Origin of the sequence: Buchnera aphidicola (Stegophylla sp.), from assembly GCF_005080785.1 — a bacterium.
GTDB lineage: Bacteria > Pseudomonadota > Gammaproteobacteria > Enterobacterales > Enterobacteriaceae > Buchnera_L > Buchnera_L aphidicola_AQ.
The window spans coordinates 20,955-44,636 of record NZ_CP032998.1 but is presented as its reverse complement, the minus strand read 5'-3'; the positions used below and the strand labels follow the sequence as shown (position 1 = coordinate 44,636).

Here is a 23,682-nt window from a genome sequence, read left to right as displayed (position 1 = left end):
AATGTAAATAAATTAATAAATCCTTGGGCATCATGATGACTATACACATTATCTTGTCCAAAAGTTGCAAATTTTTTAGAGTATAAAGAATGTTTAGATTTTTTTTGTATTGGAATAACATTCCCTTTATATATTTTTAATACTACACATCCAGTTATTAAATCGAAGAAAACACGTGCAGCAGATTGTATTGATTTACGAATAGGAGAAAACCATAATCCATTATAAACTATAGACGACATGGATAAACCAAGTTGTTCTCTCCATTGAAAACTATGTCTATCTAATATTAATTGTTCAAGTGCTTTAAGTGCATGAACTAAAATTGTCCCACCAGGTGTTTCATAACAACCTCGTGATTTCATACCTATTAAACGATTTTCAACAATATCAATACGTCCTATACCATGTTTTTTGCCTATTTTATTTAATTTTTTTAAACATTGTACTAAATTTAATAATTGATTATTTATAGAAACTGGAAATCCTTTTTTAAATTTAATAGTAATATATTCTGGAATATCAGGCGCATTAACAGGATCTTTCGTCCATACCCAACAATCATCAATAGGAGCATTCCATGTATCTTCTAAAATACCTCCTTCTGTTGAAATATGCCAAATATTTTCATCTCTACTATATATTTTTTTAATAGAAGTAGTTGTTGGAATTTTTCTATCTTGTAAATATTTTATTAAATCTTCTCGAGATGATAAATTCCATTCTCGCCATGGAGCTAAGACTTTCAAATATGGTGCTAAAGATGCATATGCAGCTTCAAACCGTACTTGATCGTTACCTTTTCCTGTAGCTCCATGGCATACAGCAATAGCTTGAATTTTATTAGCTAATTTTACTTGTTCTTTAGCAATAATTGGTCTTGCCATAGCTGTACCTAATAAATAATTACCTTCATATAATGCACCAGTACTTAATACCGGAAAAATATAATTTTTAATAAATTTTTCTTTTAAATCTTTAATATAACAAGCTGTAGCACCAGATAATAAAGCTTTATTGTGAATATTTTTTAATTCTTTTTCGTTCTGCCCTATATCAGCAACAAATGCTATAACTTCTAAAGAATAATTTTCTATTATCCAAGGAATAATTGCTGAAGTATCTAATCCTCCAGAATATGCTAAAACTATTTTACCAATATATTTTTTTTTCATAACAACAATCCAATAATTTAAATAAAAGAAATTTGAGTTCCAGTAATATTGCCTTGTAATAATGATTTTAATTTTTCTAAATCTTGCCATCCAGAAATACATACTGATTGTTTTAAACAATAAGAAACACGTATTGCTGCATTAATTTTTTCTATCATACCATTTGTAATAATACCTTGATGAATTAATTTTTTAGCTTCTAATGGTGTAATGTTTTTAATACACTTTCCTTTTCCATCTAAAATAGAACTAACATCAGTTAAAAAAATCAAACGAGCTTTTAACATGATTGCTAATGACATTGCAACAATATCAGAAGGAATTTCTACTACTGAAGGATTATTGTTTTTATGTATGCCAGAAGGATTAATAATAGGAATAATATTGTATGAAAATAAATATTTAATTAATTTTAATGAATTGTAACAAGGAAAAATATTATTTTGATTGACATGTGAATATTTTTTATAATTTAAACATAATCCCATAGCATTGATATAATATTTTTTTGCCCATTCAGTAATATAATTATTAATAGTATTTAAGAACATATTTACCTTAAAATTTAAATTAATATTAGAATATTTTATTGTATTCTCATTATCTGGATTATGAGATATTGAAGAATCCAATTTTTTTATTTCGTTATTAATCCAAAAATTTCCTCCATGAACAATTAAAATATTTTTTCGATATGTATGATAATATGATTGTAGTGTATCAAAAAAACGTTTTATAGAGACATCATTATATAATAATGATCCTCCTAATTTAATGATTAATATATTTTGCATATAAAGTACTCTATATAAAATGTTAAATAATTATTAATAATTATAAATTATTATATTTTCTTAAACCCAACATATGGCATAACGTATAAGTTATATCATATTGGTTTAAGGTATAAAAATGAAAGTGTCGAACACCTTCTTTACATAATTGTTGAATTATATTTATTGATATAGATAATCCTATCATTTTACTAATATTTTGATCGTTACTATTAATTCCTTCAAACATAGTATGTATCCATTTTGGAATATATACATTAGTCATTGATGCAAATTTTTTTAATTGTTGAAAATCTATAATAGGTAATATTCCAGGTATAATATCAACATGAATACCAATAGCAGCACATCGATCTCGAAATCTAAGATAATGTTCAACTTCAAAAAAAAATTGTGTAATAGCCAGATTTGCACCTAAATCAATTTTATTTTTCAAATATATTAAATCAGATTGAGCATTATATGCTTCCGGATGTACTTCAGGATATGCAGCAACAAAAATATCAAAGTTAGCAATTTGTTTTAATAGAATAACTAAATTCGAAGCATATTTTAAAGAAGAATTATTTGGTTTATTTATATAATCTCCTCGTAATGCAACAATACTATTAATTCCATGATGCCAATATTTATTCGCTATTCTTTTTATTTTTTCAGTTGTAGTATTAGAATATATCATATGTGGTACAATTTTAATATTTATTTTTTTTTGTATTTCTAAAACTGTTTTATAAGTATGGTTATAAGATTCATTTCGTGAAGTACAAGTAATTGATATAAAATCAGGTTTTAAAGTACTTAATTTTTTGATAGCATAAAAAAAACTACTATTTTTTATAGTATTTAATTTCGGAGGAAAAAATTCAAATGAAACATGAATTTTTGAAGTAGTATGAAAAATATTATTTTCAAATATATAATTATTTAAAGTATACATATTTTTTTATTTACCAATATTTAAAATTTATAGTAATATCATGAATTATATTGAAAATAAAATATTATCATAACCTTTTTTTTATCTAATAAATATTTATTAATATTATAAAACATAAATGTAAAATATAAATGTATATATGTTATTTAATAATAAAAATATGATTAATAATTTTAAATATATAATCATTATTTTAAAATTACAAATATTTTAAATTATATTGTATATTAAAAAATATTTTTATAAAATTAACATTTTATGTTGCATAAATTATTTTATAAAAGTAATATATAATATAGTTATAGATATTATATATTTTTTACCAGCCGGCTTAGCTCAGCAGGCAGAGCAACTGACTTGTAATCAGTAGGTCACCAGTTCGATTCCGGTAGCCGGCATTATATACATAATATATAAAATATGGTGGAGTTCCCGAGTGGTTAAAGGGAGCAGACTGTAAATCTGTCGTCTATTGACTTCGAAGGTTCGAATCCTTCCTCCACCAATATAAATAATAATAAAATTTGCGGGCATCGTATAATGGTTATTACTTCAGCCTTCCAAGTTGATAATGCGGGTTCGATTCCCGCTGCCCGCTCCAATTAATCAGCTGATATGGCTCAGTTAGGTAGAGCACATCCTTGGTAAGGATGAGGTCCCCAGTTCAATTCTGGGTATCAGCATGTTCACAATATTATTATAAAAAATTATTTGTTTAATATTTAAATAAGTATTCTTATTTAGTTAACAATATTGTGCCAAAAAAAATAAAATAGATATAAAATATTTTATTAATATTAAATTAGATAAACAATTTATTATTAAAATAAAATATATAATAGTTTATAAGGTTACTCATGAATATTCAAAATAAAAAAAAAAAAATGTAAAAAAAAAACAATGGTGGTTAAGAATTACATTATTTATAATAATAAATGTAATGATTTATTATTTATTTAAAAATATTACATATTTAAAATATTCTATAACAATTACATTAATTTTAAATTTTATTACAATGATGTCTAAGAAATTAAAAAAAAAAATTATAAATTTTATTTATGAATCTAATATAGATTGTAAAAAAATTTCTTGGTTAAATAAAAAAGAAGCAATACAAATTACATTTATTATAATTTTTACTAGTATTATAATATCTTTATTATTATGGATTATAGACAGAATAATATTTTATATTATTGCATTAATTATTAAGTTAAGGTTTTAGCATGTATGATAATTATCATATGAAATGGTATGTTATACAAGTATTTTCAGGATGTGAAAATAGTATAGTAAGAAAACTTAAACAACAAATTCAGATAAAAAAAATAAACACATTATTTAAAAAAATTTTGATTCCAACTGAAAAAGTAATCGAAATAAATAACGGAAAAAAAAAGGAAGTAAAATATAGATTTTTTCCAGGATATATTTTAATTAAAATGTTCATGAATGAAAAAAGTTGGCATATAGTACGTAATATTCCAAAAGTTATTCGATTTATTGGAGGTACGCCAAATAAACCCACATATATAAATGATCATGAAATAAAAAACATTATATATAAATTCAATCAAATAAAACCTATCATAAAACCTAAGATATTGTTTGAAATTGGAGAAATAGTAAAAGTTAAAGATGGTCCATTTGCAGATTTTAGTGGTGTTGTAGAAACTGCAGATTATAATAAAAATCAATTAAAAGTTTTAGTATCGATATTTGGACGATCAACTCCAATAGAATTAGATTTTGAACAAGTAAAAAAAAATATATAAAAATTTAATTTAATAAACGCAAAATTTTTATTTTATTAATAACATTTAAAGAGATATTATGGCTAAAAAAATACAATCATATATAAAACTACAAATTCCTGCTGGTATGGCAAATCCTAGTCCACCAATTGGACCTGCTTTAGGACAAAAAGGAGTTAATATTATGGAATTTTGTAAATCTTTTAATCATAAAACAGAAACATTAGAAAAAGGAATACCTATACCAGTTATTATCACAATTTATGTTGATCGATCTTTTACTTTTATTACAAAAACTCCTCCTGCATCTTATTTATTAAAAAAATATTCTGGTATTAAACTAGGATCACATAAACCGAATATTGATTATGTTGGTACAATCACTTGGTCAGATATTGAAAAAATTGCAAAAATTAAATCAGTAGATTTAACAGGATCTGATATTGATAAAATGAAAAAATCTATTCATGGTACTGCAAAGGCAATGGGTTTAAAGATAGAGGATTAAATGATTAAAATAAAAAAAAAAATCAGAAACATAAAAGATAAAATCGATTTTAAAAAAAAATATAATGTATATAATGCAATTGATTTACTTAAAAAATTTTCTACAAAAAATTTTATTGAAAGTTTCGATGTCGCAATTAACTTAGGCATTGATGCAAAAAAATCCAATCAAAATATTCGTGGATTTGTTATTCTTCCTCATGGTCTTGGCCGTAAAGTGAAAATTGCTGTATGTACACAAGGAGATAATATTCAAAAAGCTAAAAACCATGGTGCCGATATAGTAGGTGGACATGAACTAATAGATTATTTTAAAAATAACAAAATTAATTTTGATATAGTTATTGCAACTCCTGATAGTATGAATATTATAGGAAAATTAGGGCCTATATTAGGACCAAAAGGATTAATGCCGCATCTTCAAACAGGCACTATTACCAATAATATTGTAGAAGCAATAAAAAATGCAAAAAAAGGACAAATACATTATAAAAATGATAAAAATGGAATTATACACACTACTATAGGAAAAATAAATTTTTCTAATCAACAGATACAAGAAAATCTCATGCAATTATTACATTCGTTATATAAATTAAAACCTATGCAATCTAAAGGTATATTTTTTAAAAAAATAACATTATCTACTACTATGGGTATAGGTCTATCAATTCAATTAGATAATATAAATGAAATAAAAAAATAATATATTTTTATCAAATAAGTATATAAAAACAAATTATATTCTAAAAATGATTTATATTTAGCAATAAATATTTTAGTTTTATATCACGGATATTTAAAATATATGATACTAAGTATACAAAAAAAAAAAAATATTGTTTCTAAAATAAATAAAATGGCTCATATATCATTATCTACAATTATTGCTAATATTAAAAAAATTAATGTAAATCGAATTACTCAACTACGTAAAAATAGCCGAATAAATAATATTAAAATTTATGTTGTAAAAAATACATTGTTAAAAATATCACTTAAAAAAACACCTTTAGAATGTTTAAATAATTATTTACATGGTGTTATTTTAATTGCATTTTCTATACATAATGAAGATAATGCAATAAAATTATTTACAAATTTTCAAGAAAATAATAAATATTTTAAAATCATTGCTGCTGTATTACATGGGAAAATATTATCACTATCAGAAATTGATCGTATTGCACATTTACCATCATATAATGATGCGGTTGCACAATTAATCAGAATTATTAAAATTTCAACAATAGGAAAATTATTTTTTGTTTTATTAAAAATAAAAGAAAAAAAATGTACAATAAAATAAAAAATTATTTTATTTATATTTTATTGTAAATGAAATAAAATAATGACATTATTGTTAGGAATATTATTATGTTAATCACTAAGGAACAAATATTAGAAACAATCTCTAATATGTCTGTTATGGATATTGTTGATTTAATTGCTAGTATGGAAAAAAAATTTGGAATTTCTTCTGAAATACCAATAAATAATACAAATATACCAAATCAAGAAATAAAAGAAGAAAAAACTGAATTTAATGTATTATTAAAATCTATTGGAAAAAATAAAATATCAGTTATTAAAGCTGTACGTAGTGCAACAAATCTTGGATTAAAAGAATCAAAAGATTTAGTAGAATCAACTCCAACGATTATTAAAGAAAAAATAAACAAAAAAGATGCTGAATTATTAAAAGATAATTTAGAAAAAGCTGGTGCTGAAGTTGAGATTAAATAGTAATATATAAAATTAATGATTTATTATACCTTGGCTGGTGAAAATATCACCAGCTTATTAATATAATGATTTTAACAATAAATATTATATGATATAATAATATAAAATACTTATCATGTAATGATTAATAATCAATAAGGATGCTAAATTGTATGTATAAAATTTTATTAAATAATAAAAAAAATTTTCATTTTATTAATGACTGTAATAAAAATATAATTCATATTTTTTGTTACAATCAAATAGTTAATTAAGGATATAAGAAGTGCATTCTCGTACAGAGAAAAAAAGAATTCGTAAAAATTTCGAAAAACATCCTCAAATTATTAATATTCCATACCTACTCAACATGCAAATACATTCTTTTTCGCAATTCATTACGAAAGATTTAACAGGTACAATAGGATTAGAATCTGTGTTTCGCTCAATTTTCCCTATTTATAGTTATCATGGAAACGCAGAACTACAGTATATGAATTATCAAATAGGAAAAAATATATTTAATGTTCTTGAATGTAAAACTCGAGGTATGACATATTCTGCACCAATACGTGTACAAGTAAGATTCATAACATATAAATCAGAAAACAAAACAATTATTATTCAAAATATTAAAGAACAAGAAGTATATATGGGTGATATTCCATTGATGACACCTCATGGAACTTTTATTATTAATGGTACTGAGAGAGTAGTAGTATCACAATTACATCGTAGTCCAGGAGTATTTTTTGATAGTGATAATGGGAAAACTAATTCTTTGGGTAAAATTTTATATAATGCTCGTATTATACCGTATCGAGGTTCATGGTTAGATTTTGAATTTGACGTTAAAGATTATTTATTTACTCGTATTGATCGTCGTAAAAAATTTCCAGTTAGTATGTTGCTTCGTGCTTTAGGATATAGTACAGAAAAAATTTTAAATATATTTTTTAAAAAAAATATATATCAATTAGTAAACAAAAAAATATATATGCAGTTAGTTCCTGAAAGATTAAGAGGGGAAATAACATCTTTCGATATTATATATAATAATGTTACATATATTACTAAAGGTAAAAGAATTACTATTCAACATATTAAAAAATTACAAAATGATCAAGTACAATTAATAGAAATTCCTATTGATTATTTAGTAGGTAAAATAGTATGTGAAAATTATGTAAATCCAAAAACTAAAAATGTTATTATATCAGCAAATAATCCATTAACATTACATAGTATACACGAGATACAGAAATTAAAATTTAAATGGATAAAAACTATTTTTACTAATGATATTGATCATGGTCCCTATATATCTAATACATTAAATATTGATACAACTTTTGATCAAAGTAGTGCATTGATAGAAATATATAAAATTATGAGACCTGGTGAACCACCAACGTTAGAAACTGCAAAAAAATTATTTTCGAATTTATTTTTTTCTGATATCAAATATGAACTTTCAGAAGTAGGTAGAATGAAATTGAATAAATCTATTTCTCGTAAAAACATTAAAGGAGATAATGTATTAAATAAACAAGATATTATTGATATTATTAAAAAATTAATTAATATACGTAATGGAAAAGATGATATTGATGATATTGATCATTTAGGTAACAGAAGAGTAAGATCAGTTGGGGAAATGATAGAAAATCAATTTAGAATTGGTCTAGTACGTGTTGAAAAAACTGTTAAAGAACGATTATCTGGAGAAGATTTAAATGATTTAATACCCCAAGATATTATTAATGCTAAACCCATTTCATCAATTGTTAAAGAATTTTTTACTTCTAGTCAATTATCTCAATTTATGGATCAAAATAATCCTTTAGCGGAAATTACACATAAAAGACGTATTTCAGCATTAGGATTGGGTGGTTTAACACGTGAGCGAGCTGGTTTTGAAGTACGTGATGTACATGATACTCATTATGGTAAAGTCTGTCCTGTTGAAACTCCAGAAGGACCTAACATTGGATTGATTAATTCTCTATCAATGTATTCTAGAATTAATAAATATGGATTTTTAGAAACACCATATCAAATAATATGTAATGGTTTTGTAACACGAGATATTCGATATTTATCCTCTATAGAGGAAGGAGAATATATAATTGCACAAATTAATTCTCGTATTGACGAGAATAATCACTTTATTGATAAACGAATTATGTGTCGACATCGTGGTGAATCTAATTTATTTGATGTGAAAAAAGTTCATTTTATGGATATTTCTGCACAACAAATTGCTTCCGTAGGTACAGCTTTAATACCGTTTTTAGAACATGATGATGCTAATCGAGCATTAATGGGTGCCAATATGCAACGACAAGCTATTCCTAATTTACAACCAGAGAAACCATTAGTGGGAACTGGAATAGAAAGATCTGTTGCAATTGATTCAGGTGTAACAATAATTGCTAAAAGAAGTGGAATAGTACAATATGTTGATTCAGCTAAAATAATTATAAAAGTTTCTCAAGATCATCATAATATAGACGATTTTAAAATTGATATTTATAATTTAATTAAATATTTTAGGTCCAACCAAAATACTTGTATCAATCAAATTCCTTGTGTTCAATTATATGAAAAAGTTAATCAAGGTGATGTAATCGCAGATGGTCCATCAACTGATTTAGGAGAATTAGCTTTAGGTCATAATTTGAGAGTAGCATTTATGCCTTGGTATGGATATAATTTTGAAGATTCTATATTAATATCAGAAAATATTATTAGAAAAGATCAATTTACTACTATACATATTCAAGAGTTTTCATGTATTGCTCGAGATACTAAATTAGGTCCAGAAGAAATTAGTGCTGATATACCGAATATAAATGAAAAAGATTTATTAAAATTAGATTCATCTGGAATTATAAATATCGGATCAGAAATGAAAAGTGGAGATATTTTAGTCGGTAAAGTGACTCCTAAAGGAGAAAATCAATTAACTCCAGAAGAAAAACTATTACGTGCTATTTTTGGTGAAAAAGCATCCGATGTTAAAGATTCTTCTTTGCGAGTACCGAATGGAATAGTAGGAACAGTCATTGATGTACAAATATTTACACGAGATGGAATTAAAAAAGATGCAAGAACTATACAAATTGAAAAAAAACGTTTACAAAAAAGTAAAAAAAATTTAGAAGAAGAATTTAAAATTATTACATATAGTTTATTTAATCAAGCAAAAAAAATACTTATAAAATCATTTTTTAAAAATGATGATTTAAATAAATTAAAACCAGAATCGTGGTTTAGTCTTAATATTAAAAATAAAGTTTATAAACAAAAATTATATAATATTGATAAAAAATATAAAAAAATTAAGAAAAATTTTGATAAAATTATTGCTTTACAAAGAAAAAAAATTACTCAAGGAGACGATTTATCTCCAGGAATATTAAAAATTGTTAAAGTATCTTTAGCAGTTAAACGTCAAATTAAAACTGGTGATAAAATGGCAGGACGGCATGGAAATAAGGGTGTTATATCAAAAATTAATCCTATTGAAGATATGCCATATGATGAACATGGAGTTCCTGTTGATATTGTTTTAAATCCATTAGGAGTTCCTTCTAGGATGAATATTGGACAAATTTTAGAAACTCATTTAGGTATGGCAGCAAAAGGTATTGGAGATAAAATTAATAAAATGTTAAAACATCAAGTTCAAATTTATAAAATACGTTCGTTTATACAAAAAATATTTGATTTAGGAGAAAATATTCAGCAAAAAATAAATTTTAAAAATTTATCAGATTCTGAAATTATTACATTAGCACGTAATTTTCAACATGGCTTACCTGTTTCAACACCAATATTTGATGGAGCAAAAGAAAGAGAAATTAAAGAATTATTAAAATTAAGTGATTTTCCAGAATCAGGACAAATTACTCTATTTGATGGGCGAACAGGAGAAAAATTTGACAGACCAGTCACTGTAGGTTATATGTATATGTTAAAATTAAATCATTTAGTAGATGATAAAATGCATTCTCGTTCTACTGGATCATATAGTTTAATTACTCAACAACCTCTAGGTGGAAAAGCGCAATTTGGAGGCCAAAGATTCGGAGAAATGGAAGTTTGGGCATTAGAAGCGTATGGAGCATCATATACATTACAAGAAATGTTAACTGTAAAATCAGATGATGTTTATGGAAGAAGTAAAATATATAAAAATATAGTAGAAGGTAATTATCATATGAATCCTGGTATTCCGGAATCATTTAATGTTTTGTTAAAAGAAATTCGATCTTTAGGTATTAATATTGAACTTAACGATGAATAAATAAAATATTTATTTATAAATGATTTATAATTATTAGTATATATTTATAATCTTACGGACTTAACTGTGAAAAATTTCCATAAAATTATACAAACACAAATGAAAATTAAAGAATTTAACTCTATTAAAATTGAATTAGCTTCTCCTGAAGTAATTCGTTCTTGGTCTTTTGGTGAAGTACAAAAACCAGAAACTATAAATTATCGAACTTTTAAACCAGAACGTGATGGATTATTTTGTTCTAGAATTTTTGGCCCTATTAAAAATTATGAATGTTTATGTGGAAAATATAAAAGATTAAAACATCGAGGTGTAGTATGTGAAAAATGTGGTGTAGAAGTAACTAAAAATAAAGTACGACGTGATAGAATGGGACACATTGAATTAGCTACACCTATTGCGCATATTTGGTTTTTAAAATCTCTTCCATCACGTATTGGACTTTTATTGGATATTCCATTACGTGATATTGAGCGTATTTTATATTTCGAATCTTATATTATTCTTGAAGAAGGAATGACAAATTTTGAAAAAAAACAAATTTTAAGTGAAGAAAAATATTTAGATGCATTAGAAGAATTTGGAGATGAATTTGATGCAAAAATGGGCGCTGAAGCAATTCAATTTTTATTAAAAAATTTAAATTTACCTGTAGAACATGAAAATCTTTATAATCAATTAAAAATAACGAATTCTGAGATCAAAAAGAAAAAAATTACACAAAGAATTAAGATTGTAGAATCATTTTTATTATCTGATAATAAACCTGAATGGATGATTCTTAATGTTTTACCTATTTTACCACCTGATTTAAGACCACTAGTACCTTTAGATGGAGGTAGGTTTGCAACATCTGATTTAAATGATTTATATCGTCGTGTAATTAATCGAAATAATCGTCTAAAACGATTATTAGAATTATCTGCACCTGATATTATTGTTCGTAATGAAAAAAGAATGTTACAAGAAGCAGTAGATGCATTATTAGATAACGGTAGACGAGGAAAAGCTATTGTAGGATCTAATAAACGACCTTTAAAATCGCTATCAGATATGATTAAAGGTAAGCAAGGTCGTTTTAGACAAAATTTATTAGGTAAAAGGGTAGATTATTCTGGACGTTCTGTAATCACAGTAGGACCATATTTAAAATTAAATCAATGTGGATTACCTAAAAAAATGGCTTTAGAATTATTTAAACCATTTGTTTATGGTAAGCTAGAAATTAAAGGTTTTGCTACAACAATTAAAGCTGCTAAAATAATGGTTGAAAAAGAAGAACCAGTGGTATGGGATATATTAGATGAAGTAGTACATAATCATCCTATTTTATTAAATCGTGCACCTACACTACATCGATTAGGTATACAAGCATTTGAACCTGTTCTTATTGAAGGTAAAGCTATACAATTACATCCATTAGTATGTGCAGCTTATAATGCTGATTTTGATGGAGATCAAATGGCAGTACATATACCTTTAACTAAAAAATCACAAATGGAAGCTCGTAATTTAATGATGTCAACAAAGAATATTCTTTCTCCTTCTAATGGTGAACCTGTTATTGTCCCTTCTCAAGATATTGTATTAGGAATATATTATATGACAAAAACAAAAATATATTCTAAAGGAGAAGGTATGATACTTAAAAACTCATATGAAGCAGAAAAATTATATCATTTAGGATTAGTTGAATTACATACAAGGGTCAAGGTTCGGATCACAGAATATGTTAAACAAAAAGATAATAAATTTATAGAAAAACAACAGATATTTAATACTACTATTGGAAGATCAATTTTATGGAATATTGTTCCAAAAGGATTATCTTTTAATTTAATTAATAAAACATTACGTAAACAAACTATATCAAAAATATTAAATACCTGTTATCACATTTTAGGTATGAAAAAAACAGTATTGTTTTCTGATCAAATGATGTATATTGGTTTTAAATATTCTTCTAAATCTGGTATATCAGTTGGTATTGATGACATGATAATACCAAATGAAAAGCACAAAATTATACGTGAAGCAGAACATGAAGTCTTTGAAATTCAACAACAATTTCAATCTGGATTAGTAACTTCTGGAGAAAGATATAATAAAGTTATTGATATCTGGTCTACATCAAATGAACGTGTTGCAAAAGCCATGATGAACAATTTATCTACAGAAAATATTATTAATCAACAGGGTATTGTTACAAAACAAAAATCTTTTAATAGTATATTTATGATGGCTGATTCAGGAGCTCGAGGATCTGCTGCTCAAATTCGACAATTAGCTGGAATGAGAGGTTTAATGGCAAAACCAGATGGATCTATTATTGAAACACCTATTATAGCTAATTTTCGAGAAGGTTTAAATGTACTTCAATATTTTATTTCTACACATGGTGCTCGAAAAGGATTAGCTGATACAGCATTAAAAACAGCTAATTCAGGGTATTTAACACGTAGGTTAGTAGATGTAGCACAAGATTTAGTTGTCACTGAACATGATTGTGGAACTGTTAATGGTATTATTATGGCTCCATTAATTGAAGGAAGTAATATTAAAGAACCATTATATGATAGAGTATTGGGTCGTGTTACATCAGAACATGTGATACATCCTTATTCAAAAAAAATATTGATTTTTAAAAATACATTATTAACTACAAAATTATGTCAGATAATTAAAGAAAATTTTATTGATTTTGTTAAAGTACGATCGGTTGTTCATTGTGAAGTTGATTTTGGCGTATGTTCATATTGTTACGGTTGTGATTTATCTAAAGGAAAATTAGTCAACAAAGGCGAAGCAATTGGTGTTATTGCTGCACAATCTATTGGAGAACCAGGAACGCAATTAACAATGCGAACATTTCATATTGGTGGAGCAGCTTCAAGAACAGTTACAAAAACCAGTATTGAAGTTAAAAATACAGGTATGATTGATCTAAATAATTCTAAATCAGTAATTAATGATCAAGGTAAAATTATTATTACTTCAAGAAATGTTGAATTAAAAATGGTGGATCAATTTGGAAAAACACAAGAAAGATACAAAGTACCATATGGTGCTATATTAGATAAAGGACATGGAGAAATAGTTAAAATGGGTGAAACATTGGCAAAATGGGATCCTCATACTATTCCTGTTATTACTGAAGTTGCTGGGTATATAAAATTTGTTGATATGGTCGATGGGAAAAGTATTATTAAACAAACAGATGAATTAACTGGTTTATCTTCCATAATGATATTAGACTTATTAGAACGTCATATTAAAAGAAAAATTTTACGTCCATCCATAAAAATTGTTGACTCTAATGGAGATGCAATACTTATTCCAGAAACAGATATTCATGTACAATATTTTCTGCCAAAAGGAACAGTGATTCAATTAGCAAATGGATCTAAAGTTAATGTAGGAGATATTATAGCACGAGTACCTCAAGAATCAGTAGGAACCAAAGATATTACTGGAGGTTTACCTAGAGTAGCTGATTTATTCGAAGCACGATGTCCTAAAGAACCTGCTATATTATCTGAAATTAGTGGCATTGTTTCTTTTGGTAAAGAAACAAAAGGTAAAAGACGATTAAAAATTGTGTCTACAATTGATCAATTATATTATGAAGAAATGATACCAAAATGGAGACAATTAAATGTTCTTGAAGGTGAAAGAGTTGAAAAAGGTGATGTAATATCTGATGGTCCAGAATCACCGCATGATATTTTACGATTACGAGGTGTACAATCTGTTACTAAATACATTGTTAATGAAGTACAAGAAGTGTATCGGTTACAAGGTGTAAAAATTAATGATAAACATATTGAAGTTATTATCAAACAAATGTTAAGAAAAGCAACTATTATTGATTCTGGAGATTCTAATTTTTTAAAAGATGAACAAGTTGAATATACAATTATTCAAAAAGAAAATCGAAGATTAAAAGCATTAAATAAAAAACAAATTATTTTTACACGTAATTTATTAGGAATTACAAAATCATCTTTATCAACGGAATCGTTTATATCTGCTGCTTCTTTTCAGGAAACTACACGTGTTTTAACTTCTGCAGCAGTTGCAGGGAAAAAAGATCATTTACGAGGATTAAAAGAAAATGTTATTGTTGGTCGATTAATTCCAGCAGGGACAGGATATATTTATCATACTCATCGTTTACAGAAACGTAAGCGATATTTAAATAACGATTTATTAATAGTAAATAAAATGAATAAAAAAAATATAATCTTTTAAATAACTTCAAAAAATAAATTTTAAAATAATATATTTTTGATAGCTATAATATTAAATAGCTATCAATTAAAATTTATATAATATATTATTTTTGATGGTGAAATTATTTTTTGTACATTATATTAAATCTTATGATAAATAAAAATAATTATCATATAACCAAAAGGTTTAATCATTATTATATTATTTTTATGATAATTTTTATTTTTTTTTTTACTCATTTTATCAATATACGCCATTCCAAAAGCGGAAAAAACAAATGTCAAGTGTATAATAATACACCACATAATTTTATTATCTAAAACCTTTTCAATTTCCATAAATAAACGCAGTAAATGTACTGAAGAAATTGCCACAATAGATGAAGCAACTTTGTTTTTTATAGAACTAACATCCATTTTACCCATCCACCCTAATCGTTTTTTATTATCATTAATATCCATTTTAGAAATAAAATTTTCATATCCTGAAAACATAACCATAACTAACAAACCTCCAACTAACGCAATATCAATTAATGATAAAACGATAAGTACTAATCCTGATTCAGACATAATGAATATTTTCGGAATAATAACAAAAACTTGTTGAAAAAATTTTATAGTCAATAAAATAAAACCTAACGATAATCCAATATATACAGGAAACAATAACCAACGAGAAGCATATATGGTTTTTTCAATAATTTTTTCCATGAATCCTCTTTCATTTCTATATTCGTAAATAGTATTTGTATAATAAAATATTCCATTATTTTATTATCAAAACATATCTGATATTTTCTTTTCATCAAAACATAAATATGATAGTATCAAGGAAATATATCAGTATATTGTAATAATATATAATGAAAAAAAAAAAGCAAATTATTCAGACTGCTATTATAAGTGTATTTAATAAATGTAAATTAGTAAAATTTGCTACAGGTTTGTTAAGAAATAATATTAAAATTTTTTCTACTTCAGGAACAAGATCTGAATTAAATAAAAATAATATACAAACATATCACATTAATAGACTGACACAATATCCAGAAATTATGAATGGACAGATAAAAACTATACATCCTAAAATTTTTGGAGGAATTTTAGGTAATAAAAAAAAATATTTTGATGTTATTCAACAATATCAAATATTAACAATTGATATGGTGATAGTAAATTTTTATCCATTTAATAATATCGATAAAAATATTGATATAGAAAAAATGATTGATATAGGTGGACCTGCTATAGTACGTGCTGCTGCAAAAAATTATAAAAATGTAATAGTTATAACAAATATATTAGATTATGAAAAAGTTTTACATGAAATATATAATACTAATTCTGTCAGTATAAAAACTAGATTGCAGTTAGCTTATAAAGCATTTGATTATACGATGAATTATGATTATAATATTTTAAAATATTATAGTAGCAAAATGAAAAGTTTATATGCTAATCAAAAAAAACATTTTTTTCCTAAACAATTAAATTTACAATATATAAAAAAACAAAAATTAAAATATGGAGAAAATCCTCATCAAAAATCGGTTTTTTATATAAAAAAAAAAAATAGTTTTACTGGAACTATTGGTTCTTTTAAACAATTACATGGAACATTACTTTCATATAATAACATTTCTGATGCTAATATAGCATTAGAATGTGTAAATCAATTTGATAAACCTGCATGTGTTATTGTCAAACATGGTAGTCCATGTGGTGCAGCTATATCAAAAAACATTCAAATATCATATTTATTAGCATATAATAGTGATCCGATATCGTCATTCGGTGGTGTCATTGGTTTTAATAATATAATTGATGATGATACAATTCGATTAATTTTAGAAAAACAATTTGTTGAAGTTATTGTTGGTCCTGAAATTACTCCTCAGGGTTTACAAAGCATTCAAAAAAAAAAAAATATAAAGCTTTTAATATGTGGATATTGTAATAAAAAAAATATTTCATCTCTAGAATTACATAGTGTTAATAACGGTTTATTAGTTCAACAAAATAATATTGTTAACAATCATATACATGATTGGGTTGTAGTAAGTAAAAAAATACCTAGTGACTTAGAGAAAAAAAATGCTTTATTTTTATGGAAAATAGTAAAATTTGTTAAATCAAATGCTATTGCATATGGTAATAATTTTCATACAATAAGTATAGGGTCAGGTCAAACGAGTCGTATTGATGCTGTGAAAATAGCTAATACAAAATATTGTTCAGAATATAAAAAAATTGATTGTAAAAAACAAAACATTATTATGGCTTCTGATGCATTTTTTCCATTTCGAGATAGTGTAGATTTAGCTTCTGTAGTTGGAGTATCATGTATTATTCAACCTGGAGGATCAATTCGAGACTCTGAAGTTATACAAGCAGTAAATGATCATAATATTTCTATGATTTATACTGGAATACGTAATTTTAAACATTAAGTTATAATATAACGTTTAAAAGGGATATGTTTTATTATCCCTTTTTAAATATAAAAAAATATTGTTATATTATTTATTTATTTTTTAATATGAGATCGAATATTTTGAGTAGCAATCATCATATTTTTTAAAGCATATTTTGTTTCTTTCCATGTTCGAGTTTTTAAACCACAATCTGGATTAACCCATAATCGTTGCACGGGAATATATCGCATAGCTTTTATTAATAGTTTTTCAATATTATGAATTTTTGGAATATTCGGAGAATGTATATCATATACTCCAGGACCAATTTCATTAGGATATTGAAATGTTTTAAAAAATTCTAATAATTCCATATCTGAACGAGCTGTTTCAATAGTTATAACATCTGCATCTAATTCGACAATAGCATTCATAATATCATTAAATTCAGAATAGCACATATGTGTATGAATTTGAGTTGTATCTTGTACTTGAGATGAAGATAATCGAAATGATTTAGTCGCCCATGATAAATATTTTTTCCATTTAGATTGACGTAATGGCAGACCTTCTCTTAATGCAGGTTCATCAATTTGAATAATACTAATTCCTGATGCTTCTAAATCTAATACTTCATCTTGTAATGATAATGCAATTTGATAAGCAATATTTTTTTTTGATATATCTTCTCGTATGAATGACCAAGATAAAATGGTAATAGGTCCAGTTAACATAGCTTTAACAGGTTTTTTAGTAATAGATTGTGCATATTTTGTCCAATTTAAAGTAATTGGTTTTGAACGATATATATCCCCAATAATAATAGGAGGTTTTACACATCGTGATCCATAACTTTGAACCCATCCAAATGAAGTAAATATAAATCCATTTAAATGTTCCCCAAAATATTCTACCATATCATTGCGTTCAGGTTCTCCATGTACTAATACATCAATACCTAATAATTCTTGCTGCTGAATATTATATTGAATGTGTTGATTTATTTTTTTTTGATAATCTTGAAAATTTATGTTGTTATTTTTATATTGTAAACGTAATTTTCGTATATCGTTTGTTTGTGGAAAAGAACCAATTGTTGTAGTTGGTAAAATAGGGAAGTTGAATTTTTTTTTTTGTTTTATCGATCGTATTGAATATGGTGATTGTCTTTTAAAATCAGATGTAATAATATTATTTATTCGTTCTTGAATATGATAATTATTCACTTGTTCAGAATATTTATGAGTATATAATTTATTACTCCATGATTTTATTTTATCTGTATCATTATTGTTTAATGCTATAGTAAGTAAATTTAATTCTATACATTTTTGATAAGCAAAAGAAAACCATTGTTTTATTTTTGTATCAATCGCATTTTCTATATCTAAATCAATTGGACTATGTAATAAAGAACATGAAGATCCAATCCATAAATTGGTACGATATTTTATTATTGATTGAATAATATGAAACCAATATAATAAATCTGATTTCCATATATTTCGTCCATTAATGACACCTAAAGATAAAATCCAATCATTTGGAACCATTTTATTAATTTGATTTAAATTATATTTGCCATCTACTAAATCAATATGTAATCCTTGAATTGGTAATTGTATAACTGTATCAAAATTATGATAAATGCTTCCAAAATATGTAGTTAATAATAATTTGACATGTCCAGTAAGTAATAAATAAGTAATTTTAAAAGATTTTATCCATTGTTGTGGTAATTCTAATGATAAAATGGGTTCATCAATTTGTACCCATTCAATATTTCGTAATTTTATTTTTATTAATATTTCTTGGTATACATTTAATAAATTTTCTAATAATTCTAATTTATTAAATTTTGCACCTTTTATTTTACCTAACCATAAATACGTTAAAGGACCTAAAATTATAGGTTTAATTTTATAGCCTTGTTTTAATGCTTCATCAATTTCATCAAATAATTGTGACCAAGATAGTTTAAAATTTTGGTTTTTTATAAATTCTGGGACAATATAATGATAGTTTGTATTGAACCATTTCATCATAGATGATGCTAATACTGATGGTTTATTAGGAGTTACGCCTCGAGCAGTATAAAATAAAGTATCTAAATTAATAGATCCATCATGATTTTGATGTCTTAATGGAACATTACCTAGCATCATACTTGTGGTTAAAACATGGTCATACCAAGAAAAATCTCCAACTGGAATAAAATTAATTCCTAATTCTTGTTGTTTTTTCCAATTTTCAGAACGTAATTTATATCCTGTTTCTAATAAATTTTGTTGTGAAATTTTTCCGGACCAATAATTTTCTTGTGCTATTTTTAATTCTCTGTTAATACCTATTCTTGGAAAACCTAAAGTATGATTTACAATTGTCATAACATACCTAAATATTTAATAAAATCTTATATTTAATATACTTATAAATTATATTATAATCTACAAGAATAAATAGTTCATTATTATTATGAATAAATATTATGATGAAATTAAACATGAAGAATTGATACATTATCATAAAAATAAAGGTTGTATATTATTTATTAACAGAATAATAATTATATTCATTAAATAAGTATTATCACATGAATTTAATGCATCATAAAAATTTAGAATTGAAATTGTTTATTAATAATTTAAACTTTTGTGAAACAACAATATAAGATTATATCTCTTATTCACAATACGAAAAATAAAATATTTTAAAATATATAAAACGATTTTAAAATATTTTTGTATAAATTCAATTAATATTAGCATTAATGTTGAATATCATCATTGTATTTAATAGCATAATGGAGAATTATAAAAATTTCATCCATTATGGTTAAAAATTAAAATAAATTTTAAATTTAAAATAATTTTGTATTTTTAAATTACATTCAGTTATCAAAATTAATTTTATTTTTATTTAAGGCATATTATAACAAATGAATGCATTTATTTTTATATATTTAATTTAAAAATTACGTCAATTATATTTTCATATATATTTAAGAAATAAAAATAAAATTTTCTTGATCATTTAAAATAAAAAATATTAATAATATATTTTACAAATATACATAATAAGACATATGACAATTATTTTTAAAATCTTTTTAAGAATTGTCATAATATTAAAAAAGTTTATAATATTTGACATTAATTTTAATGTGATTATTAAATATAGATATTTCAAAAACTATAAAAATGAATTATTCAATAATTAAAATATAAAAAAAGCGTGATAACTAAAAATTAAAATATGGAATACAAGCAAAATTATGTGTTATACCGAATAAATATAAAAATAAATATTTATATAAAATTATTTTGTTTCAATAAAATAATATACTATTTATTATATTTTTTTTCTTTACAATAATATTTATATTAAAAAATATATTAATTGACACAATAAAATTAATGTACATAGCATGGAATGAATTATCATTAAAATTATATTTTTAGTATTATTTAATAAATAATTTTTTATTTTATTATCATTTAATTGCTATAATTATTTCATTTTTTTTATTGCATTACTTTCTATTTGTCGAACACGTTCTGCTGAGATACCATAATTATTTGCTATTTTTTTTAAAGTTATTTTCTTTTCTTGATCTATTATCCATCTTGTATTAATAATATTACGACTTCGTGTATCTAATGTTAATATTGTATGATTTAATTTATATTTTGAATTTATATTCTTATTTGTATTTAGTTTTATAACATATGATATATCATATTTTAAATTATTTAAATATGGAACTAAATTATTGATGATATTTTTTTTTTTTTTTTTTAACTCAATAAAAGGATGAATAGTAATATCTTGAGACAATATTCTTGATTCCATTTCTTTTATGTCTTGTGTATGTACTCCTAGTATTTGAGTAAATACTTTAATTTCATTTTTGTCCAACCACTTTAATGTATTTTTATTTTTTTTTAAATTAAAGAATATTTTTCTTTGTGATTTTGTCGTTGCAATTTTAACAATTCTCCAATTTCTTAATATGTATTCATGAATTTCGGATTTTATCCAATATAATGCAAATGATATAAAACGTATATTAATATTTGGATTAAATCGAAATATAGATTTTATTAAACCAAAATTACCTGATTGAATTAAATCGGAATGAGTCATTCCATATCCTAAATAATTTTTTGTAATATGTATAATCAATCGTAAATTAGATAAAATTATAGTTTTAGCTGAGATTAAATTACCATAATAATATAATTTTTCTGTTAAATAATGTTCTTCTGAAGAAGATAATATTTTTAACATTTTAACAGTGAAAATATATATTTTCAAATTTGAACAAGATTTTTCATATAAGTATTGTATTTTTTTTATCATTTAAATATAATTATGTAATGCATATTGTATCTTATATAATAATTTTAGTATTACATATATAGAATATTGATTGCTTATATATATAATGTTTCATATTTTAATAAGGTTGTATAACACAAAATTATTATTATTTATAATATATAATCAATAAAATTGTATATTTTTAGTTTAAATATATTCATTAATATATAAATGAATAAGATATCAAAAATATTTTAAAATTTTTATTTTATATATTGTAATATTGTCAATAATAAATATTTATAAATTATTTTTATTATATAATATAATAAATAATTTTATATAATCTTAGTATTTTTTTTGTATAGATAGATAATATTTATTACAGTTCATACTTTATATATTAGTATAATATTATATTGTTAATATTATTAATCAATTAATTTTCAAACATTTATATAATTATAAAATAAATATTTATAGTTCTTAATTGTTTATATTTATTTGTTCTGTATATTTTTTGATATTATAACATTTATAATTGATTACGATAATTGTTTGTTGTTTTATAATTTTGACCAAATATTTTATTAATACTACTCATTCTATAACGTGAATAGTTGGATAAATAATATTATATGATATTGACATTTTTATACATTGTTTTATTATGAAAGTGATAAAATATGTTATGTTATTTTGATTCGAATTTGAACATGTTCAAGAATATAAATTTTTTATTATTCGTATGTTTTAATAAAAAATTATTCACATGATATATCTATATGGGATAAAATTTACTTATATATGCAATTAATATATCAAATCTGTATTTCATATGGAATACATTATGATATATGAAAAACATGGATAATCTCATTATGAATAATATTGATGTATTAACACATAATATTATGCATTATTGTATTGGAAATATGATACTCAAGGATGATATGGTTACAACAACTACAATATATGACGATAATTATCTTTTTTGTGTTTTTTTTTGGATTTTTTAGTTATATATATTAATACTACTGATCCTATAACGTGCATGATTGCATACATAATATTATAATGTGCTGTTTATACATTATTAATCATTAAATTATATAATATATTATGTTATTTTGTATATTCATGATACACGTTATAGGATATTCATATTTTTATCAGTAGTATTTATCAACACAAAATTATTCATATGATATATTGATTTATTGAATCATATTTAACTATATATAAAATCGAAAATTTAAAATTATATGATTTATATAAAATACATTATAATATATAGCATAACATATATAGTTGATTTAATTATGTAATAATATAGTATTGTGTATATTTTTTATAAATAATGTGAAATTTATATTTTATATAGTGATATACACATTCATAAGATCATATTTTTATAAAAAAATAAAAAATAAATTTTTAAATTATATAAAATAATAATATTATTATATGTAATATATGAATAATAAATATCATAATTTAAAT

Annotated in this window: 16 protein-coding genes and 4 tRNA genes; 14 read left to right on the top strand and 6 right to left on the bottom strand. The window is 23.6% G+C overall.

The genetic code is table 11. The features are described from left to right. From D9V79_RS00200 to D9V79_RS00190, 3 genes are all read right to left on the bottom strand, one after another. Positions 1-1,175 (bottom strand): argininosuccinate synthase (locus D9V79_RS00200; RefSeq protein ID WP_158352152.1); only part of this gene is annotated, 1,175 nt, incomplete at its 3' end. Positions 1,176-1,192: 17 nt separating this feature from the next. Next, positions 1,193-1,969 (bottom strand): hypothetical protein, encoded by a 777-nt coding sequence (locus D9V79_RS00195; protein WP_158351541.1) that lies wholly within the window; start codon positions 1,967-1,969, stop codon positions 1,193-1,195. Positions 1,970-2,009: 40 nt separating this feature from the next. Further along, on the bottom strand, positions 2,010-2,906 hold the full coding sequence (locus tag D9V79_RS00190) for a methylenetetrahydrofolate reductase (protein ID WP_158351539.1): 897 nt from the start codon (positions 2,904-2,906) through the stop codon (positions 2,010-2,012). 325 nt (positions 2,907-3,231) lie between these two features. Here D9V79_RS00190 and D9V79_RS00185 point away from each other — a divergent pair. From D9V79_RS00185 to rpoC, 12 genes are all read left to right on the top strand, one after another. Beyond that, positions 3,232-3,304, top strand: a tRNA-Thr gene (locus D9V79_RS00185). A gap of 24 nt (positions 3,305-3,328) precedes the next feature. Beyond that, positions 3,329-3,411 (top strand) — tRNA-Tyr (locus D9V79_RS00180). 21 nt (positions 3,412-3,432) lie between these two features. Further along, a tRNA-Gly gene (locus D9V79_RS00175) sits at positions 3,433-3,507 on the top strand. An 8-nt stretch (positions 3,508-3,515) separates the two neighbouring features. Continuing rightward, positions 3,516-3,589: transfer RNA gene (locus D9V79_RS00170), tRNA-Thr, on the top strand. Between the two features lie 338 nt (positions 3,590-3,927). Further along, positions 3,928-4,134, top strand: a complete 207-nt coding sequence (gene secE, locus D9V79_RS00165; RefSeq protein ID WP_222836877.1) for a preprotein translocase subunit SecE — start codon at positions 3,928-3,930, stop codon at positions 4,132-4,134. A gap of 1 nt (position 4,135) precedes the next feature. Then, positions 4,136-4,684 carry a transcription termination/antitermination protein NusG gene (gene nusG, locus D9V79_RS00160; protein ID WP_158351535.1) on the top strand — a complete coding sequence of 183 codons (549 nt, stop codon included), beginning with the start codon at positions 4,136-4,138 and terminating at the stop codon, positions 4,682-4,684. Positions 4,685-4,742: 58 nt separating this feature from the next. Beyond that, positions 4,743-5,171, top strand: coding sequence for a 50S ribosomal protein L11 (gene rplK / locus D9V79_RS00155; protein ID WP_158351533.1), 429 nt, complete (start codon positions 4,743-4,745; stop codon positions 5,169-5,171). Then, positions 5,172-5,876 carry a 50S ribosomal protein L1 gene (gene rplA, locus D9V79_RS00150; protein ID WP_158351531.1) on the top strand — a complete coding sequence of 235 codons (705 nt, stop codon included), beginning with the start codon at positions 5,172-5,174 and terminating at the stop codon, positions 5,874-5,876. Positions 5,877-5,978: 102 nt separating this feature from the next. Beyond that, on the top strand, positions 5,979-6,479 hold the full coding sequence (rplJ, locus tag D9V79_RS00145; protein WP_158351528.1) for a 50S ribosomal protein L10: 501 nt from the start codon (positions 5,979-5,981) through the stop codon (positions 6,477-6,479). A 68-nt stretch (positions 6,480-6,547) separates the two neighbouring features. Continuing rightward, positions 6,548-6,916 carry a 50S ribosomal protein L7/L12 gene (gene rplL, locus D9V79_RS00140; protein WP_158351526.1) on the top strand — a complete coding sequence of 123 codons (369 nt, stop codon included), beginning with the start codon at positions 6,548-6,550 and terminating at the stop codon, positions 6,914-6,916. A 265-nt stretch (positions 6,917-7,181) separates the two neighbouring features. Next, positions 7,182-11,207: a DNA-directed RNA polymerase subunit beta gene (gene rpoB, locus D9V79_RS00135; protein ID WP_158351524.1), complete on the top strand. Its 4,026-nt coding sequence runs from the start codon at positions 7,182-7,184 to the stop codon at positions 11,205-11,207. Positions 11,208-11,273: 66 nt separating this feature from the next. Beyond that, the gene (gene rpoC / locus D9V79_RS00130) at positions 11,274-15,458 is read left to right on the top strand and encodes a DNA-directed RNA polymerase subunit beta' (protein ID WP_158351522.1); all 4,185 of its coding nucleotides are present in this window, start codon (positions 11,274-11,276) and stop codon (positions 15,456-15,458) included. 122 nt (positions 15,459-15,580) lie between these two features. Here the strand turns inward: rpoC and D9V79_RS00125 are convergent, their stop codons facing one another. Further along, positions 15,581-16,153 carry a TIGR00645 family protein gene (locus tag D9V79_RS00125; protein WP_158351519.1) on the bottom strand — a complete coding sequence of 191 codons (573 nt, stop codon included), beginning with the start codon at positions 16,151-16,153 and terminating at the stop codon, positions 15,581-15,583. Between the two features lie 152 nt (positions 16,154-16,305). Here D9V79_RS00125 and purH point away from each other — a divergent pair, with 152 nt between their 5' ends. Next, positions 16,306-17,892, top strand: coding sequence for a bifunctional phosphoribosylaminoimidazolecarboxamide formyltransferase/IMP cyclohydrolase (gene purH, locus D9V79_RS00120; RefSeq protein WP_158351517.1), 1,587 nt, complete (start codon positions 16,306-16,308; stop codon positions 17,890-17,892). Between the two features lie 77 nt (positions 17,893-17,969). Here purH and metE read toward each other — a convergent pair whose 3' ends face one another. Both metE and D9V79_RS00110 read right to left on the bottom strand, forming a co-directional pair. After that, positions 17,970-20,243 carry a 5-methyltetrahydropteroyltriglutamate--homocysteine S-methyltransferase gene (gene metE / locus D9V79_RS00115; protein WP_158351515.1) on the bottom strand — a complete coding sequence of 758 codons (2,274 nt, stop codon included), beginning with the start codon at positions 20,241-20,243 and terminating at the stop codon, positions 17,970-17,972. Positions 20,244-21,366: 1,123 nt separating this feature from the next. Then, positions 21,367-22,218 (bottom strand): RNA polymerase factor sigma-32, encoded by an 852-nt coding sequence (locus D9V79_RS00110; protein ID WP_158351513.1) that lies wholly within the window; start codon positions 22,216-22,218, stop codon positions 21,367-21,369. Between the two features lie 818 nt (positions 22,219-23,036). Here D9V79_RS00110 and D9V79_RS01935 point away from each other — a divergent pair. Continuing rightward, positions 23,037-23,198, top strand: coding sequence for a hypothetical protein (locus D9V79_RS01935; RefSeq protein WP_187306412.1), 162 nt, complete (start codon positions 23,037-23,039; stop codon positions 23,196-23,198). Positions 23,199-23,682: the final 484 nt, after the last annotated feature.